The following is a 17,107-nucleotide window of genomic DNA, read 5'->3' on the forward strand; positions in this document are numbered from 1 at the left end:
GTATATGACTTATTACCGACTAAAAACTGTCAACTAAAAATAATTTTCAATTAACCTACAATATTTACAATTTTACCTGGTACAATAATCACTTTTTTAGGCGGACGACCATCTAATTGAGCGATTGTTTTTTCATGAGCCATGACTGTTTTTTCAATATCGTCTTTACTCATATCCATTGGTAATTCTAAGGTAAAACGCATTTTACCATTAAATGAGATTGGATAATTTTTACTACTCTCTACCAAATATTTTTCTTCAAACTTCGGAAAAGACGCTATAGAAATTGATTGTTCGTTACCAAGTCTACTCCATAATTCTTCAGCAATATGTGGTGCGTAAGGCGATAATAAAATCAAAAATGGTTCTAAAATGGCTTTACTCGTACATTTTAAAGCGGTTAGTTCATTTGATGCAATCATAAAAGTAGACACCGATGTATTGAACGAGAAGTTCTCAATATCTTCTTCTACTTTTTTGATGGTTTTATGTAAGGTTTTCAGCGCATCTTTTGTTGGCTCTGCATCGTTGACTTTTAAACCGTTATCATCGACATAAAGTTTCCATAGCTTTTTAAGGAAACTGTGAACACCTGTAATTCCAGCAGTATTCCAAGGTTTTGCTTGTTCTAAAGGCCCTAAGAACATTTCGTAGAGGCGTAAGCTGTCTGCTCCGTAATCTTTTACAATTTGGTCTGGCTTGACCACGTTGTATTTTGACTTGGACATTTTTTCGACTTCACGCTTGACTTTGAAAGTTTTATCTTCATGAGTTATAAACTTAGCAGTCTTATATTCTGGTCGCCAATTTTTAAACGCTTCCATATCCAATTCATCTGAAGTAATTACAAATGACACATCAGTATGAATTAATCTTAGGTTTAATTTAGAACCTTCAATTTTACATACGTTTACAATTTCACCCCATTTCGGATGTGTTGAATCAATAAAATTTGGTCCTTCAATTAAATCAGAAGACAAATAAACATGCAAGCTTTTTTCTCCATGAATAGCTTCATAAACAAAAGCACTAGTCCCCAAAATCATCCCTTGGTTAATCAACTTTTTAAACGGTTCTTCCACATTTACAAACCCGCGATCTTTCATAAACTTCACCCAAAAACGGGAGTAGAGTAAATGTCCTGTGGCATGCTCGCTTCCTCCTATGTACAAATCAACGTTTTCCCAGTAGTTAAGTGCGTCTTCACTTGCAAAGGTTTCGTCACGCATGGCATCCTCCATGTATCTAAAGAAGTACCAAGAACTTCCTGCCCAACCTGGCATGGTGTTGAGTTCTAGAGGGTAAACGCCATTATGAGATTCTTCGCTTTGCTCTGAATGACAAAGATCGTTAGACACTACTTTGTTGTTTTTTGTACACCAAGCCCAAACATCTGCACGACCTAGAGGAGGTTCACCAGTTTCGGTTGGTAAGTACTTTTCTACGTCTGGTAAGCGAATTGGCAAATGTACTTTGTCAATCATTTGCGGCTTTCCTTTCACATAATACACCGGGAATGGTTCTCCCCAATACCGTTGTCTAGAAAATACTGCGTCACGTAATCTATAGTTTGTTTTTCCTTCGCCTTGTCCTAATTTTTCTAATTCATAAATAGCAGTTTTACTCGCTTTTTTATAGTTTAAGCCGTTCAGGAAATCGCTATTGGCAATTTTCACATTGTCTTTAGAGCCATAAGCTTCTTCGGAAATATCAATACCTTCAAATATGTTAGGAATAGCAATATTGAAATGATTTGCGAAATCATAATCACGTTGATCTCCACAGGGCACAGACATAACTGCTCCTGTCCCATAGCCTGCTAATACATAATCACCAATCCAAATTGGAAGTGGTTCTTTAGTAAATGGATGCTCTGCATAAGCTCCTGTAAATGCTCCCGAAATGGTCTTAACATCTGCCATACGATCACGCTCACTGCGTTTTGCTGTCGCTTGGATATAAGCTTCTACGTGTGCGTTTTGATCTGCGGTTGTTATTTTTGATACCAGGTCGTGTTCTGGTGCTAAGGTCATAAATGAGACTCCGAAGATGGTATCAGGACGTGTTGTGAACACCTCGATGACCTCATCGTGATTGTTCACATTAAAAACTACAGAAGCTCCAACAGATTTCCCAATCCAGTTACGCTGACTTTCTTTGAGCGAATCTGTCCAATCAATAGTTTCTAACCCTTGAAGTAAACGCTCTGCATAGGCTGAAATTCGCATACTCCATTGCGTCATTTTCTTACGCATCACAGAATGGCCTCCACGTTCTGAAACGCCATTGACAATTTCATCGTTTGCCAAAACGGTTCCTAATGCCGGACACCAGTTGACTTCCGTTTCTGCTAGATAGGTTAACCTGTATTTTAATAGGATGTCTTGTTGTTGTTCTGAAGACAAAGCACTCCATTCTTCAGAAGAAAAAATAGTGATATCAGCGTCACAATCTGCGTTTATATGGGCATTACCTTCCGAAGAAAATTTTAAAATTAATGTGTCAACAGATTCTGCTTGGTTGTTATCTTTATTATACCAAGATTCAAAAAGCTGAATGAAAATCCACTGGGTCCATTTATAATACTCTGGACTACTCGTGCGTACTTCTCTGCTCCAATCAAATGAGAACCCGATTTGATCTAATTGTCTACGGTAAGTTTTTATATTAGTATCTGTTGTAATTGCTGGGTGTTGACCTGTTTGAATTGCATACTGCTCTGCAGGTAAACCAAAACTATCATACCCTTGAGGATGCAACACATTAAACCCTTTGTGACGTTTATATCTTGCATAAATATCACTTGCAATATAACCTAACGGATGACCAACGTGCAATCCTGCACCACTAGGATAAGGAAACATATCTAACACATAATATTTGGGTTTATCGCTTGTATTAGAAGCTTTAAATGTTTGGTTTTCTGCCCAATATTTTTGCCACTTGGCTTCAATATCATTAAAATGGTAGTTCATGGTTTGATTGCAAATTTAGACCGTAAATTTAAAGGTATTACAACACAATTAAAAGTTTAAGCGTTGTTATCATTAAACAAACGAATTCTTTTATATTTTTACAGCATTAATCTTAAATTTTATGGCGTCATCTTTTGATCAATATCAAAAACGAAAGTTAATTTCTTCTTACTTTTCTGTGGTAATCAGTATTGGTCTAGTATTGTTTTTATTGGGTTGTTTAGGTTTATTGGTGCTGAATGCTAAAAAACTAGCCGACCATTTTAGAGAGCAGGTCGTTGTCACTATTTATTTAAACGATACTGCGAAGAAGGTTGAAGTAAATCAGCTTCAAAAAAGTTTAGCCATGGCAGATTACACAAAAGAAGCGACCTACGTTTCTAAGGAGGAAGCTGCTCAAATTGTAAAGTCTGATATTGGTGAAGATTTTATGGAATTTTTGGGCACAAACCCATTACAAAACTCCATTGATATTTATCTTAAAGCAGATTATGTGACCAATGAAACTTTAGATAACATCACATCCGAATTATCTAACAAAGCATTTATTGAGGATATCAAATACGATAATGACTTGGTTGAAATCATGAACAATAATGTCAAAAAAATCACATTTTGGGTGTTAGTTCTTAGTGCACTTTTTACGTTAATTGCCGTTTTATTGATCAATAGCTCAATACGATTAGCGGTGTATTCTAAACGCTTTATCATCAAAACAATGCAAATGGTTGGCGCGACCAAACGCTTTATTAGAAAACCATTTGTACTAAAAAGTGTTCAGTTGGGAGTTATAGGTGCTATCGTAGCTTTATTAGGAATGGGTGTTGTTTTATATTATCTCGACAGAACATTCCCAGAACTAGAATTACTGCAGCAACCCCTATTAATTAGCGGTTTATTTGTAGGTATATTTCTCCTTGGTATATTCATCACATGGATGAGCACCTTTATTGCTACGCAACGTTTCTTAAATTTAAAAACCGATCAATTGTATTATTAATTCTTTTTACCTTTTGAAAAAGCTCTTGTTATTCCTAGTTGTCGTTTCTTTTTTTGGTTGTAAGAAAGAACAGCAGATGCTAGAAAATTTTGATTTTGGGTCTACAGAAAATGCTGTATACTCTAATGACTATTTTAAAATGTATGTGCCATTTGACGATTCTTGGTATGTAAAATCACAAGAGGAGATGAAAGAGATCGCAAAAGTTAGCAAAGAGCTTATTGAAAGTGACTCTTATAAAAGAGCTTTGGAAGCCTCTGAAATTAATAATACCTATCTGTTTACCCTTTTTAAATATGGTCCTGACGATCTGTTTGCTTACAATCCGTCCTTATCTATAGTTGCCGAAAACACTAAAATGTATCCACATGTAAAACGCGGCCGAACATATCTTCAGGAAGTTCAAAAAGCGCTCAGCCTAACCACTGTAAGTTATGAGTTTGATATGATCGAGGAGGAATTCATAATTGGAAAATACAGTTTTGACATGATGAATGTTACCTTAGATTATTTAGGCCTAGACATTAAACAGCAATACTACACTACAATAAGCAAAGGTTTTAGCCTTTCTATAATTTTGTCTTATACTACAGAAGCACAAAAAGCTAAACTAGAAAGTATGTTGAATACTATTGTTTTTTCAGAAGGTCTGTCTAAAAAGAAAAACTAAACAATACTTTAATTTATATTGCGTTGTAATGAAATCAACCAATACCCACCAAATGAATAAACGAAATCTTTATTTTGGTCTAGCGATAACTATTATTTTTATAGCTTCTTTATCGCTTCACTCGTGTATTATTAGGAACCCACAACCTGAAGACTGCAGTACTGTAACTGCTAAGATTATCGAAATAACTAAAGGACCGTCATTTGATATTGTGTTTCATGATAATAGCACAGACCGTTATTACATCAATCGTGGTTTAGAAAACGGATTAAATTTAGATTCTCTTAACGCAAAAGTTTTAAATAAAACTGTTACTTTGCACCTACCAGAATTATTTTATGGTACCTCAGAGCATATTGCGCAATTGGCAATAGACGATGAGATAATTTTTACAGAGTTTTCCTCTAATGCAGACGCAACAGAGGATTAAGATCATACTATGGGAGAACAGAAACGTAAAGACACATCTAAAGGCGAGTTTATCTTCGGAAAAAAGAACTACAAATTCATGCTCATTGGTTTAGCATCTATTGTAATAGGTTTTATTATAATGTCTGGAGGCGGAAGCGATGACCCTAATGTTTTTGACCCTTCCATATTCCATTGGACACGTATCAGATTAGCTCCAACACTCGTATTACTAGGATTTGGTATCCAAGTCTATGCTATTTTGTTGAATCCTGATAAAGAGAAAAAATCCAAATCATAAATCCCAAACATTATAAATAATTCACTTTCCAATTTACTAATTTGGAATTTGATAGTAGATATTTGCCTCATGGATATTATCGATTCAATCATATTAGGAATTATACAAGGCCTAACTGAGTTTTTACCAGTATCGTCTAGTGGTCATTTAGAATTAGGAAAAGCTATTCTAGGTGACGAATCTCTACCAAAAGAAAGCTTATTATTCACTGTTGTTTTACACTTTGCTACTGCATTAAGCACTATTGTTATATTTAGAAAAGACATCTTAGATCTTATAAAAGGGGTTCTAAGATTTGAATGGAACGAGGATTTACAATTTGTTTCTAAAATTGTATTATCTATGATTCCCGCTGTCATTGTCGGGCTCTTTTTTGAGGAACAGCTTGAGCAATTATTTGGAGGTAATATTCTACTTGTAGGCTGTATGCTTATTGTTACTGCTGCTTTATTATTTTTAGCAGATAGAGCAAAAAATACCAAGAAAAAAGTGAGTTTCTCAAATGCTTTAATCATCGGAATATCCCAAGCCATTGCTTTGCTTCCTGGAATTTCACGCTCTGGAGCAACAATTTCCACCTCTGTTTTATTGGGTAATGACAAAACTAAAGCCGCTCGTTTTTCTTTTTTAATGGTGGTGCCTCTTATCTTCGGAAAGATCGCCAAAGACGTTTTAAGCGGAGACATAACTTATGATAGTTCCAACTTTACTAATTTAGGTGCTGGTTTTATTGCAGCATTTATTGCAGGACTATTTGCTTGTACTTGGATGATTGCTTTGGTAAAAAAGAGTAAACTCTCCTATTTTGCTGTTTACTGTGTCGTTGTTGGTATCACTGCCATTACATTTACCTTAACAAACAAATAAAATTTATGACTACTGAAGACTTCCAATCTGGTCAAGTTTTACTCATTGACAAACCATTAACTTGGACCTCTTTTCAGGCCGTTAATAAACTGCGATGGGAAATTAGACAAGCCTTTAATATTAAAAAAATTAAAGTTGGTCATGCAGGAACCCTTGATCCCTTAGCCACAGGGTTATTGATTATTTGTACAGGTAAGATGACTAAACAAATCAATACATTTCAAGGACAGGATAAAGAATACACAGGGACTTTTGTTTTGGGCAGCACAACACCTTCTTACGATTTAGAATCTGAAATAGACCAAACGTTTCCAACCGAGCACATTTCTGAAGAAGGCATTCATAATACCACCAAGCAATTTACTGGAGAGATTGATCAATATCCACCAGTATTTTCGGCATTAAAAAAAGATGGAAAGCGTTTATATGAGTATGCAAGAGCTGGCGAAGCTGTAGAAATCGCCTCTAGAAAAGTAAGTATATCAACATTTGAAATCACCAAAATAGACGGGTTATATATTGAGTTTCGCGTAATTTGTAGTAAAGGGACTTATATACGTTCATTGGCTCATGATTTCGGGAAAGCCTTAAACTCTGGAGCACATCTCTCTGTTCTTCGACGCACCAAAATTGGAAACTATGATGTTAAAAACGCAATTTCTCCCGAAGATTTTATAGGATCTCTTTCTTCGGAATAATTATTGATAATCATTTTGGTCTAAATTGATACTATCGTGAAGCAAATCTCTACACTTCTTCTCTTATTTTTTTTTACAATACTGCACGCTCAAGACGATCAAAAAACTAGCGGACTTTTTTATAAAGCATCCTTATCTGCGACATTAACAAACAATGAGGATTATACCATTGGAAATGATAATGACGAATCGTTTATTAATCTCAACGGAATTTTCTTCAATAATACGCTAGGCTATCAATTTGATATAAGATCAAGTATTGGTTTAAACATTGAATACGATCATTATCTCGATCAAAGCTTAAACTTCTTACCTGTCTATTTAGATTTCACTTATAACATCTTTGATTTTGATGATCAAGTATTTATTAGAGGGGGTTATGGTAAGTTAGTTGATTTGGGAAAAGCATTTGAAAATGGTAATATGTATAAAGCAGGAATTGGTTATCGTGCCTATGATGACGATTTTAAAAATTCATGGCTTATAGGTTTTGACTTTAGCAGAAAACGCTTTGGTTTTAGACAGGAAGAAAAGTTGTCTAGCTTCGCTGTTTTCTTAGAGTTTATGTTGTTTTAATCTTTTTTCTTATTTTAACCGTATATATTATATCAAATGAATTTAATTTAGTCTACTTGAACTTTGTTGAAAAACATAAAGCAGTCCTCTTTACGTCCTTAATTACAGGGACTATAGTTCTTGGTATGTTTAATTTCAGTCTAACACAAAAATCAGAATTGATTACTGAAAGCTTCTATGAAATTGAACCACAAACTGAAGAAGAATTAAAAGTCTTACAAGAACTTAAAGCGCTTGAAGCCATGAAACAGGCTAACACTAATGAAGCCTCTAATGAAGATGAATCGTTTAAGGAAATGATGCGTAATTTTAAATCCATGAGTAACGCACCAACTCATGAAGAGCAAACACAAGAGGACGATGCCCTTGAAGACAGTTCTCAAACTCCTGAGGACGTGTTGACCTCTGCCTTATCTTCTCAAAGTTCAAAACAATATGCCCTTAATGAAAAAGAACGAGAACGCTTCAATAAAACTAATGATGTCTTAGCCATGCATACCGCCAAAGAACCTGATAAAAAAACACTTAGCAACTCTAATAGTAGCGTCTCATTTTCATTAAAAAACAGGCAAAAAGTAAGGCTACCTCCTCCTGTTTATTTATGCGAAACTGGTGGGAAAATTGTAGTTAATATTACAGTGAATTCAAAAGGGCAAGTTACTGACCCTTATATCAATTCATCTTCCTCTAGCGATAACCAATGTTTAATAGATACCGCTCTAGAATATGCTCAAAATGCTATTTTTACTGATGCAAATCGCAAAAGTCAGATAGGCTCTATTACTTATTATTTCAAAGGCAAATAGAGGTTTTAATGCTTAAAAAACTAAAATCCACTCAGCATTTCTATAACATCACTCATTACGTTCTGACCTTTATTTGCATTGTACCAAACTTGTAAATCTTCTTTAAATTCTGGTGTTAATGCGCCATGTTCCTCTTTATAGTCATTAACTAGTTTTGTAGCTAAAGTTGGTCTTGGACCATAGGTATTAAGCACGTTTCCTGTTGCATTATCAATCATTATTACCTTTGCGATTGCTCGCCCACCATTAGTTAAAAACTGGTCCATCAAGTCTTTATTTTCGTCTCTAATCACCAATTTTAAATCAATGTTTTGAGAAAGCTCTGCTATTTTATTTAGTACCGGAATCACATGAGCAGCATCTCCACACCAACTTTCTGTGATAACCAACCAGGTTACATTTCCAGAAAAATTAAAAACCTTTTCTTTTATGCCTTCGGAAATTTTAAGCGTCTTATCCCAGCGCTTCATTCTCCTGTCGTTAAGCATGGTATAATTTGCTAGAGCTTCGGTTTTTTCGTCTCCAGTAGTTGATTCTTCCACCACTAACTGTTTTACCAAATTACGATAGTCTTGATATGAAATTGCGTGCTTTAAACTCTCTGTAATTATGTCCTTAACTGGTCTGTTCTCCAATGTATTCATCTTATTTAGATTTACAATTTAAGCTAAACTGCGATAGTGATAAATAATTTCAATCATAATCTCATTACTCAAATTGATTTGTTATAACTAAGACGAGATATTAACTAAAAACTTACTATTTTTAAAATTCAGTTTATCTAAGCTTGTATTCCTATGGAAAAACACAGATGTGGTTGGTGTAAAGGCAATCCACTTTATGAAGCCTATCACGATGAAGAATGGGGTGTTCCGGTTAAAGATGATGATACACTATTTGAATTTCTTATTTTAGAAACCTTTCAAGCAGGTCTAAGCTGGATTACAGTTTTAAAAAAGCGTGACAACTTTAGAGAAGCATTTGATAATTTTGACTATACAAAAATAGCAACTTACAATCAGAAAAAAATAGACAGCCTACTCCTAAACGCAGGCATTATAAGAAATAAGCTAAAAGTCAATGCCACCATTACAAATGCGCAAGCTTTTATAAAAATTCAAAATGAGTTTGGTTCGTTTTCAAAATACGTTTGGAGTTTTGTTGACGGAACGCCAATTAAAAATGAATTTAAAAATCACAAAGATGCTCCTAACAACACACCTTTGAGTGACGTCTTAAGTAAGGATTTAAAAAAACGAGGGTTTAAGTTTGTAGGCTCTACTGTAATTTACGCGCAAATGCAAGCTACAGGAATGGTAAATGATCATGAAATTAATTGTTTTAGATATGATGAAGTTTAATGTTCTAATCGTCCTAATTGCTGTGCTTTCTTTTTCAGATGTTATAGCACAAAACAAAAACGAAAAAGAGTTTAGGATCTCCATAGATCAATATCCTAAGAACACCCAAATCGTCTTACTAAATATACCCAAAAACGCAAAACGTATTCGTCACTATCAAGAAACTGATGAAAAAAAATTAAGCTATGAAAGTAAATTTAAATTTAAAAAATATTGGTTTAGTGTTGAGTTCAATAGTGATGGTGTTTTAGAGGATATTGAGAAAACAATCAAAGAAAAAGAGCTAAAAGAAACAGTAAAAGAGGCTTTATATTTATTTTTAGAAACACAAGCATCTAAGTATAGTATTATAAAAATACAAGAGCAATATCTCTATAGTAGTAAAATTTCCGAAGTAGATTTTTTAAACGCTATACTAAGAAGCAGCTCCTCTATAAACTCAAATTACGAAATAATTATTGCTATAAAATCAGATAAAGAATGGCAACTAAAAGAAATGACTTTTGATTCAAATGGGCGTTTTTTAAACGCTCGAAACCTTCAGCCAGACAGCTATGAATATATCATGTACTAGACTACTGGTTGTGCTCTTGTTGTTTACAACTTTTGGGAGCCAAGCCCAAGATAAAACCACAGTTCTTCACGAGCATGAATTCGCTTTAAGCCATGAATTTACCAAAAATTACAGTACTAATTTTGCTGTAAGTTCTCGTGCATTCACTTATAATAATGACGAATTAATATACCAGATGCGACAAGTTCAATTGAGTCATTTTTCTACCTTAAAATTAGATTTAAAACAGAGTGTAGCACTGGGTTTAATGTATAGAAACCGTAATCTTTTTGAAGACTCTAGTAATGAAATTAGACTCACACAACAGTTTAATAGAAGATCTATATTGAAGACGTTACGCTTTGGTCATCGCTTTAGAAGCGAGCAACGCTTTTATGATGATTTTACTGCGTTTAGATTTAGATACAGGTTAGCTCTAGATATTCCTTTACAGGGTTTAAAACTAGACGTAGGTGAAACGTATTTTGTGGTTTATAATGAAGCTTTACTAACGAGTTCCTCTTCAAGAAAACCAGAAATCGGCTATCGTTTATCACCTTCAATTGGTATTCAATTATCAGAAAAATTAAGATTAGAATTTGGTTTAGAACTTCGACTTGAAGAATTGAATATTGAAACGAGTGAGAGCTTATTTTTTAATACCTCTGTAGAATTAAGAATTTAAATCAAATATTCCAAGAACTCTTCTCTAGATATATCTTGCGCGCCTAGGCTCTCGAGATGACTGGTATATACCTGACAATCAATAAGCTTGTAATTTGAATTTTGAATAAACGTGATAAAACCTACTTTACTAGCATTACTTACAAGGCTAAACATGCTTTCACCACAAAACACACCGTTGTTAACATCAATACCATACAAACCTCCAACAAGTTGGTGATCTAACCAAACCTCAACAGATTTTGCATAGCCTAATTCATGTAACTTAATGTAAGCTTCTGTCATACTTTTAGTAATCCAAGTACCCGCTTGACCATCTCGTTTTATTCTTGAACACTCATTAATGACAGACTCAAAATCTTTATTTATTGTAATTTCAAAATCACTATTTCTAAGTACTTGCTTCATACTTTTAGACACTTTTAGTTGCTCCGGAAACAGAACAAACCGAGGATCTGGAGACCACCAGATTAGAGGCTCTTCGTTGTCAAACCATGGGAAGATTCCACTTTTGTATGCGAGCATCAAACGCTCAGGGCACAGATCACCTCCAATAGCCAATATACCCTCTTTAGACGCTTGGGAAATTGGCGGAAATTCTATAGTATGATTTAGAAGATGCATGCTTGACAAAGGTCGCCTGATTTAGTTCTTATGTTAAATTTATAGATATCCTTTGAGAAGTTTCCTTTTTTTTTCATATTTGATATGATCTTTGTGGATTAAATTTAGTTCAACATTGCTTTTTTTTGAGTTTGTTTATAAAGATCAAACCTAAAACCACAGTACTAAGTCCCGAAGAAATTTGGGGCTTTTTTAATTCCTCACCCAAAACGGTTTCCTCAACCAGAATTAACAAAATTGACTATAACCTCTACTAAGTAAACATCTATTTAATAGCATTATTACATAAAAAAAGCCTCATTGATTTCAACGAGGCTTCCAATACTAATGTATACGTTAAATGAAGCGTTAACTTATTTAGCGAAGATTAAAACGGTAAATCGTCGTGATCTTCTTCGTTTAAATTTGTTGCTGGTTCAAAAGCTTCTGTTGGTGCAACAGAAGGTGCATTATCCCCTTCTGGCTGTGCAGCTTCGATTCTCCATCCTTGTACAGAATTAAAATATTTAGTCTCTCCTTGCGGATTGACCCATTCTCTACCTCTTAAATTGATATTTACTTTCACTGGTTGACCAACTTTGTAGCTGTTCAATAAATCTGTTTTGTCTTGAACAAATTCAACTAAGATATGTTGTGGATATTGTTCCTCTGTGGTTACTACCAGTTCTCTCTTTCTAAACCCATTACTTCCAAACGTTTGAGTTTCTCCGATCATTTTGACTTTTCCTTGTACTTCCATTGTTGTATTCCTTAAATTTAATTTTTGACTATTATTATTTATGATAGTAGCAATTTCCATGCACTATCGACATCACCATAACTCAAATAGTTTCTGGCAATTTTATGTTTTTCATGATGAGACTTGTTCTTGATATTAGGATAACGCTCACTCACAGTATTTATAAATTCTTCTATTTCACCTTGATTTGGCAAAGCCTCTACGTTACCTAATAGTCCTAAATCATTACCTGTTAAAACCATACTATTCTTAACTAGACCAGGCATAGCATCAACACCAATACCTAATGTAGACAATGGCTTTGGTATTTCAAAAAAGCTATTTTTAGCTCTGCTATAATAACTACCACCTGCTCTTGCTACAAGATCTAATTTCTCTTGCACAATGACTTCTTCATCATCTAAAACATCATCAGCAATATGAAGCTTGACTACTTCACAAATTATTAAATTTCCTGCACCTCCTTCGGTTCCTAAATGGATAATGTCATTGACCTTACATTCAAACTGTACTGGAGATTCTGCGACCCTAAAAGGTTTTACCAAATCAGACTCTAACATGGTTAACCCTGATTTATCAAATTCATTAACCCCTTTAGCATAATCTGTGCTACTTAATGACATTTGCTGTACAATATCGTAATTTACGACATTTATAACAACTTCTTTAGTTGCCATAACATTCTCTAAAGTATGTTTTATAGTATTATCCCTAACACGTCTTGCAGGTGAAAAAATGAGTATTGGCGGATTCGCGCTAAATACATTAAAAAAGCTATAAGGGGATAAGTTAGGATTCCCCTCAGCATCCATAGTACTCGCAAAAGCAATCGGTCTCGGAGCCACAGCACTTAATAAGTAACTATGCAATTTGCCTGTAGAGATGTCTTTTGGATTAAATGATGCCATTTGTTTAATTTATAGTTAAATAGTAGCGTTTCAAGATATTGAAATGCAAATGTAACCATATTGTTTACGCTATAAAAATGAATTCACCCTCTATCAAGACAATATTATTAACATAAAACGTTTATATTTAAAATCAAATTATAAGTTAATGGCATTCACCATAAATCGCAATATGACACGATGGATTATTATCGTGGCTTCTTTTATAATTATATCTCTTATTCTTTGGAATACGTATGTATTTTTTCAAAATTTTAAAGCAGAAGAACGCAGTAAAATGGAAATCACATCTTTTGCTCAAAGAGATATTTTTAAGGCTATTGAACAATCTGAAATTAATAATAGTGATGATATCTTAGCTGATTTGGACTTGGCTTGGAAAATACTTGACAACAACAATACAACGCCAATGATTCTTATGAATGGCGACTCAACAGCTAGTACTTTTAGGAATATTATAACTAAAACTGAAGTGGATTCTATACATGCTATTAAAGAATCTAAGTACGTAGATGAAAATATCAAGTTACTGATATCCCAATATGGTAAAGAAAACAAACCAATTAAAATAGAAAACACGAATCAGACAATCTACTATGGGAATTCATCTCTTCTCAACAAACTTAAATACTATCCTTTAGCCTTACTTCTAATTATATTACTGTTTGCAGCAGTAGCCTATTTCTTTTATAAAAGCACCAAAACTGCAGACCAAAATAAACTCTGGACAGGTATGGCTAAAGAAACAGCCCATCAAATTGGAACACCTTTATCTTCATTAGTGGGTTGGACAGAGATATTGAGAGGCGAAAACGTCAACCCAGACTATCTAGTTGAAATAGAAAAAGACATCACAAGACTACAAATCATTACAGATCGTTTTAGCAAAATTGGTTCATTGCCAACCTTAAAACGTTGTGATATTGTAAAAGAAACCATTGAATCTTACGATTATTTAAAATCAAGATCTTCAAAATTAATTGATTTTGAAATCAGTGCTCCTCAAGAAAAATTATACGTCAACCTCAATGATCAATTATTTAGTTGGACCATTGAAAATTTAGTAAAAAATGCCATTGATGCCATGAAAGGAAGAGGCGCTTTAAAATTAGTAATCACCAATGACGACAAGTACGTAAAAATCACAGTTGAAGATACCGGAAAAGGGATTTCTAAACAAAGCTATAATTCTGTATTTCAGCCAGGTTACACCACAAAGAAAAGAGGTTGGGGATTAGGATTATCATTAGCAAAACGAATCATAGAAGACTATCATAACGGAAAAATAAAAGTACTTAATTCTGAAATTGGAAAAGGAACAACCATGCAAATTTCATTGAAATTAATAGCTTAATTAAAAGTCATGAAACAGCAAAACCATTTCACATTAAAAGAAGTACAGCTCAACAACAACTGTCCAGAATGTTATTCTAACAAAGGTTTAGAACTCACATTTAAACAACGATTTGTAGAAAACGCTTTTTACAAAGCTATCACAGAGGAGCGGATAAATGAAATGCACTGTAACACTTGTAATACCGATATTTACCCAGCCAGATGGACTAATGAAATTGAGCGAGTAGTTGCTTATCAAAAACGCGCCATACAACCAAGACTAAAATCTCTAAAACTAAAAAAATTGTCTTGGATATTAATTACAAGTGCAATTTTGTTAACTATTGTTATGCTATTAGTTCTTAGTATTTTATAGTTGATTGCTATTTATACTCTAATCCAATTATCTAATTCTTTAAATAAGTCACTAGAAACTAATCTCATAGTCATTTCATCTAAAGGTTTTACCTTTCATAGAATAAAGTACTGTTATTAAATATTAATAATTAGTTTCGACTAAAACAATCTGATTATGAATAAATTACAGTTTAATACCATCTTATTTCTTTTATTAAGTTTCTCTATGTTCTCACAAGTAGGAATAGGAACCACAACACCTGCTGGAGGATCAATTCTAGACGTTACAAGTACAGATAAAGGTGTATTAGTACCAAGTGTAGATATTACAAATTCAACAACAATAGCGCCTATTACTGGCGGAGCACCTGTTGGGCTTTTAGTTTGGAATACAAATAGCACAACTGGTGTTGGTTTTCATTATTGGGATGGTAATGATTGGATTGCACTTGGAGCAACAGTTCCTAGAGCTGTTACAAATGGTTTAAATTTTAACACACCAAATAATGACATAAGATTAGGCGGAGACTTGATTGAAGACACCACTATAATTAGTGACGCATTTAATCTTGTTCATAATCTTAATTCAACCGGTGACTTTCATATCCAGGATAATGGTCTAAATCAGTTTTCAGTATTAAACAACGGTAGAACAACCGTTGGTGGTGTTAATAATGCAGGACAATTTAATGTTACTGGTAATTCTTACTTCTCAGATGATATTCACTTAAGAGACGGTGCTGTAAGTAGTGGAGACGTTTTAATACGTTTGTATGATCTTGATGATGATGGTGTTATAGATATCTATGAAAACAATGCTTATAATATTAGATTACATGGTAATGGTGCATCTATTTTTAATGAACAAGGTATCGCTAGTAATGATTTTAGAATAGAGTCTAATACACAAGCTAATATGTTTTTTATTGACGCTGGTGCTGATAGAATTGGAATAAGAACTAACACACCAACAAACATGTTACAAATGACAAATGGTGGTGTCAATGTTGGAGCAGCAGCTATGGCTGCATTTGATAATAGTGGTTTAGAAGGTGTATCTGTAAGTGGTTATAATATAGATGTAACTAATGGTTATAATGGTATTGAAGGTATTACAAATTATAGTGGTACTGCCTTTAGTGCTGCTGGAGTTTTTGGTTTAGCTATTAACAACACACTAACGAACACCGCTGTTGGTGTTCGTGGGACAATAAATGGTAGAGAGGGAATTGGTGTTTTAGGTACTAGAGAAAATGGAGCAGGTGTTGGTTGGGCAGGACTTTTTCTTGAGGATTTAGGGTATACTGGTTTTTTTGGTGCTGCCTCTGATAAACGACTTAAAAAAGATATAGAACCTTTAAATGACGCTTTGGATATTATTGCCCAATTAAACCCTGTGACTTATCATTTTGATTTAGAAAAGTATCCATATATGGGCTTAAATACAGAAAAAGAATACGGTTTTATAGCTCAAGAAGTTAGAGAAATTTTACCAGAAATAACTAGAGATAAAAGATTACCAACAAATGCTACAAAAGAAGTTAAACAAAATCAACCTTTAAAAAATGAGTCTGAAATTTTTGTTATTCTTGATTATACGAGAATTATTCCTATTCTAACAAAAGCAATTAAGGAGCAACAAAATATCATTGATGAGCAAAACAAAAGGCTTGACCTATTAGAGCAGAAAGTAAATCAATTATTAAATAAAAACTAATGTAAGTGATTTTTAATTTTATTTGCAATAGCTTCAAACTCGGCTTTCTCTAATTGTATTTTATTGATAAAACGAGCGTCTTCCATAGAATTCAATGGGATTAAATGCACGTGAGCATGTGGCACTTCTAAACCAATAACAGTCATCCCAACACGCTTACAAGACACCGCTTTCTCAATGGCAAGAGCCACTTGCCTTGAAAATTCCATTAAGCCATGATATGACGTTTCCTCTAAGTCAAAAAGCTTATCAACTTCTTTCTTAGGAATGCATAGCGTATGACCTTTAGCATTGGGATTAATATCCAAAAAAGCTAAATAATCTTCGGTTTCTGCAACTTTGTAACAAGGGATTTCGCCTGAAATAATTTTAGTAAAAATAGATGATGCCATGGTTTTATTGATTTATGTTAACCTGAATACCGTTAAAAGGACCTCTAGTTCAAGACTCTAAGTATTTTGATCGCGCTCAACTTGTCAAGTTGCCATAAATATAAAAAGATTCCTCTTTTTTGAGGAATCTTTTGTT

20 protein-coding genes are annotated in these 17,107 nt (G+C 33.9%); 14 read left to right on the plus strand and 6 right to left on the minus strand.

Features of this window, described 5'->3' with window-relative positions:
- Positions 1-50: 50 nt before the first annotated feature.
- Positions 51-2,975: a leucine--tRNA ligase gene (locus H593_RS0112870; protein WP_028872827.1), complete on the minus strand. Its 2,925-nt coding sequence runs from the start codon at positions 2,973-2,975 to the stop codon at positions 51-53.
- Positions 2,976-3,096: 121 nt separating this feature from the next.
- Here H593_RS0112870 and H593_RS0112875 point away from each other — a divergent pair, with 121 nt between their 5' ends.
- From H593_RS0112875 to H593_RS20145, 8 genes are all read left to right on the plus strand, one after another.
- The gene (locus H593_RS0112875; RefSeq protein WP_028872828.1) at positions 3,097-3,975 is read left to right on the plus strand and encodes a cell division protein FtsX; all 879 of its coding nucleotides are present in this window, start codon (positions 3,097-3,099) and stop codon (positions 3,973-3,975) included.
- Positions 3,976-4,051: 76 nt separating this feature from the next.
- Positions 4,052-4,645, plus strand: a complete 594-nt coding sequence (locus H593_RS0112880; protein WP_028872829.1) for a hypothetical protein — start codon at positions 4,052-4,054, stop codon at positions 4,643-4,645.
- Between the two features lie 52 nt (positions 4,646-4,697).
- Entirely contained in the window at positions 4,698-5,075 is a 378-nt protein-coding gene (locus H593_RS0112885; RefSeq protein WP_028872830.1) for a hypothetical protein, read from the plus strand.
- A gap of 9 nt (positions 5,076-5,084) precedes the next feature.
- The gene (locus H593_RS0112890) at positions 5,085-5,354 is read left to right on the plus strand and encodes a DUF3098 domain-containing protein (RefSeq protein ID WP_028872831.1); all 270 of its coding nucleotides are present in this window, start codon (positions 5,085-5,087) and stop codon (positions 5,352-5,354) included.
- Between the two features lie 69 nt (positions 5,355-5,423).
- A complete protein-coding gene (locus H593_RS0112895; RefSeq protein ID WP_028872832.1) occupies positions 5,424-6,221 on the plus strand; it encodes an undecaprenyl-diphosphate phosphatase in 798 nt (265 codons plus the stop codon).
- Between the two features lie 5 nt (positions 6,222-6,226).
- Positions 6,227-6,919 carry a tRNA pseudouridine(55) synthase TruB gene (truB, locus tag H593_RS0112900; protein WP_028872833.1) on the plus strand — a complete coding sequence of 231 codons (693 nt, stop codon included), beginning with the start codon at positions 6,227-6,229 and terminating at the stop codon, positions 6,917-6,919.
- Between the two features lie 36 nt (positions 6,920-6,955).
- Complete coding sequence (locus H593_RS0112905; RefSeq protein ID WP_028872834.1) at positions 6,956-7,495, plus strand: hypothetical protein; 540 nt, start codon at positions 6,956-6,958, stop codon at positions 7,493-7,495.
- A gap of 56 nt (positions 7,496-7,551) precedes the next feature.
- Complete coding sequence (locus H593_RS20145) at positions 7,552-8,301, plus strand: hypothetical protein (RefSeq protein WP_147231155.1); 750 nt, start codon at positions 7,552-7,554, stop codon at positions 8,299-8,301.
- A 20-nt stretch (positions 8,302-8,321) separates the two neighbouring features.
- Here the strand turns inward: H593_RS20145 and H593_RS0112915 are convergent, their stop codons facing one another.
- Positions 8,322-8,945 carry a thioredoxin family protein gene (locus H593_RS0112915; protein WP_028872835.1) on the minus strand — a complete coding sequence of 208 codons (624 nt, stop codon included), beginning with the start codon at positions 8,943-8,945 and terminating at the stop codon, positions 8,322-8,324.
- A 153-nt stretch (positions 8,946-9,098) separates the two neighbouring features.
- Here H593_RS0112915 and H593_RS0112920 point away from each other — a divergent pair, with 153 nt between their 5' ends.
- The 3 genes from H593_RS0112920 to H593_RS0112930 are packed head-to-tail and all read left to right on the plus strand — an operon-like array spanning position 9,099 to position 10,900.
- Positions 9,099-9,662 (plus strand): DNA-3-methyladenine glycosylase I, encoded by a 564-nt coding sequence (locus tag H593_RS0112920; RefSeq protein ID WP_028872836.1) that lies wholly within the window; start codon positions 9,099-9,101, stop codon positions 9,660-9,662.
- Positions 9,628-10,236, plus strand: coding sequence for a hypothetical protein (locus H593_RS0112925; protein WP_028872837.1), 609 nt, complete (start codon positions 9,628-9,630; stop codon positions 10,234-10,236). Before H593_RS0112920 ends, H593_RS0112925 begins: the two co-directional genes overlap by 35 nt.
- Positions 10,217-10,900 carry a DUF2490 domain-containing protein gene (locus tag H593_RS0112930; RefSeq protein WP_037052366.1) on the plus strand — a complete coding sequence of 228 codons (684 nt, stop codon included), beginning with the start codon at positions 10,217-10,219 and terminating at the stop codon, positions 10,898-10,900. The genes H593_RS0112925 and H593_RS0112930 overlap by 20 nt, the downstream gene beginning before the upstream one ends.
- On the opposite strand, the gene aat is transcribed toward H593_RS0112930, so the two are convergent.
- The 3 genes from aat to H593_RS0112945 all read right to left on the minus strand — a co-directional run bounded on the left by aat (position 10,897) and on the right by H593_RS0112945 (position 13,170).
- Positions 10,897-11,523, minus strand: coding sequence for a leucyl/phenylalanyl-tRNA--protein transferase (aat, locus tag H593_RS0112935; RefSeq protein WP_028872839.1), 627 nt, complete (start codon positions 11,521-11,523; stop codon positions 10,897-10,899). The two genes, H593_RS0112930 and aat, sit on opposite strands and share 4 nt — an antisense overlap.
- 367 nt (positions 11,524-11,890) lie before the next feature.
- Complete coding sequence (locus H593_RS0112940) at positions 11,891-12,262, minus strand: DUF3127 domain-containing protein (protein WP_028872840.1); 372 nt, start codon at positions 12,260-12,262, stop codon at positions 11,891-11,893.
- 38 nt (positions 12,263-12,300) lie between these two features.
- Positions 12,301-13,170, minus strand: coding sequence for a flavin reductase family protein (locus H593_RS0112945; RefSeq protein ID WP_028872841.1), 870 nt, complete (start codon positions 13,168-13,170; stop codon positions 12,301-12,303).
- Positions 13,171-13,318: 148 nt separating this feature from the next.
- On the opposite strand from H593_RS0112945, the gene H593_RS0112950 reads away from it, so the two are divergent.
- The 3 genes from H593_RS0112950 to H593_RS0112960 all read left to right on the plus strand — a co-directional run bounded on the left by H593_RS0112950 (position 13,319) and on the right by H593_RS0112960 (position 16,579).
- Positions 13,319-14,524: a sensor histidine kinase gene (locus H593_RS0112950; RefSeq protein WP_028872842.1), complete on the plus strand. Its 1,206-nt coding sequence runs from the start codon at positions 13,319-13,321 to the stop codon at positions 14,522-14,524.
- Positions 14,525-14,533: 9 nt separating this feature from the next.
- A complete protein-coding gene (locus tag H593_RS0112955; RefSeq protein WP_028872843.1) occupies positions 14,534-14,881 on the plus strand; it encodes a hypothetical protein in 348 nt (115 codons plus the stop codon).
- A gap of 156 nt (positions 14,882-15,037) precedes the next feature.
- The gene (locus H593_RS0112960) at positions 15,038-16,579 is read left to right on the plus strand and encodes a tail fiber domain-containing protein (RefSeq protein ID WP_028872844.1); all 1,542 of its coding nucleotides are present in this window, start codon (positions 15,038-15,040) and stop codon (positions 16,577-16,579) included.
- On the opposite strand, the gene H593_RS0112965 is transcribed toward H593_RS0112960, so the two are convergent.
- Positions 16,576-16,971, minus strand: a complete 396-nt coding sequence (locus H593_RS0112965) for an HIT family protein (RefSeq protein ID WP_037052369.1) — start codon at positions 16,969-16,971, stop codon at positions 16,576-16,578. The genes H593_RS0112960 and H593_RS0112965 overlap by 4 nt on opposite strands.
- Between the last annotated feature and the right edge of the window lie 136 nt (positions 16,972-17,107).

This window comes from Psychroserpens burtonensis DSM 12212 (genome assembly GCF_000425305.1).
Lineage (GTDB): Bacteria > Bacteroidota > Bacteroidia > Flavobacteriales > Flavobacteriaceae > Psychroserpens > Psychroserpens burtonensis.

Excerpts from the sequence above, each read along its gene's own strand:
- H593_RS0112945 (WP_028872841.1), bottom strand. The coding sequence starts at position 13,170 with ATGGCATCATTTAATCCAAAAGACATCTCTACAGGCAAATTGCATAGT.
- aat (WP_028872839.1), bottom strand. The coding sequence starts at position 11,523 with ATGCATCTTCTAAATCATACTATAGAATTTCCGCCAATTTCCCAAGCG.
- H593_RS0112965 (WP_037052369.1), bottom strand. The coding sequence starts at position 16,971 with ATGGCATCATCTATTTTTACTAAAATTATTTCAGGCGAAATCCCTTGT.
- H593_RS0112880 (WP_028872829.1), top strand. The coding sequence starts at position 4,052 with ATGCTAGAAAATTTTGATTTTGGGTCTACAGAAAATGCTGTATACTCT.
- H593_RS0112890 (WP_028872831.1), top strand. The coding sequence starts at position 5,085 with ATGGGAGAACAGAAACGTAAAGACACATCTAAAGGCGAGTTTATCTTC.
- H593_RS0112960 (WP_028872844.1), top strand. The coding sequence starts at position 15,038 with ATGAATAAATTACAGTTTAATACCATCTTATTTCTTTTATTAAGTTTC.
- H593_RS0112920 (WP_028872836.1), top strand. The coding sequence starts at position 9,099 with ATGGAAAAACACAGATGTGGTTGGTGTAAAGGCAATCCACTTTATGAA.
- H593_RS0112950 (WP_028872842.1), top strand. The coding sequence starts at position 13,319 with ATGGCATTCACCATAAATCGCAATATGACACGATGGATTATTATCGTG.
- H593_RS0112930 (WP_037052366.1), top strand. The coding sequence starts at position 10,217 with ATGAATATATCATGTACTAGACTACTGGTTGTGCTCTTGTTGTTTACA.
- H593_RS0112885 (WP_028872830.1), top strand. The coding sequence starts at position 4,698 with ATGAATAAACGAAATCTTTATTTTGGTCTAGCGATAACTATTATTTTT.
- truB (WP_028872833.1), top strand. The coding sequence starts at position 6,227 with ATGACTACTGAAGACTTCCAATCTGGTCAAGTTTTACTCATTGACAAA.
- H593_RS0112870 (WP_028872827.1), bottom strand. The coding sequence starts at position 2,975 with ATGAACTACCATTTTAATGATATTGAAGCCAAGTGGCAAAAATATTGG.
- H593_RS0112925 (WP_028872837.1), top strand. The coding sequence starts at position 9,628 with ATGAAATTAATTGTTTTAGATATGATGAAGTTTAATGTTCTAATCGTC.
- H593_RS0112915 (WP_028872835.1), bottom strand. The coding sequence starts at position 8,945 with ATGAATACATTGGAGAACAGACCAGTTAAGGACATAATTACAGAGAGT.
- H593_RS0112955 (WP_028872843.1), top strand. The coding sequence starts at position 14,534 with ATGAAACAGCAAAACCATTTCACATTAAAAGAAGTACAGCTCAACAAC.
- H593_RS0112895 (WP_028872832.1), top strand. The coding sequence starts at position 5,424 with ATGGATATTATCGATTCAATCATATTAGGAATTATACAAGGCCTAACT.
- H593_RS0112875 (WP_028872828.1), top strand. The coding sequence starts at position 3,097 with ATGGCGTCATCTTTTGATCAATATCAAAAACGAAAGTTAATTTCTTCT.
- H593_RS0112940 (WP_028872840.1), bottom strand. The coding sequence starts at position 12,262 with ATGGAAGTACAAGGAAAAGTCAAAATGATCGGAGAAACTCAAACGTTT.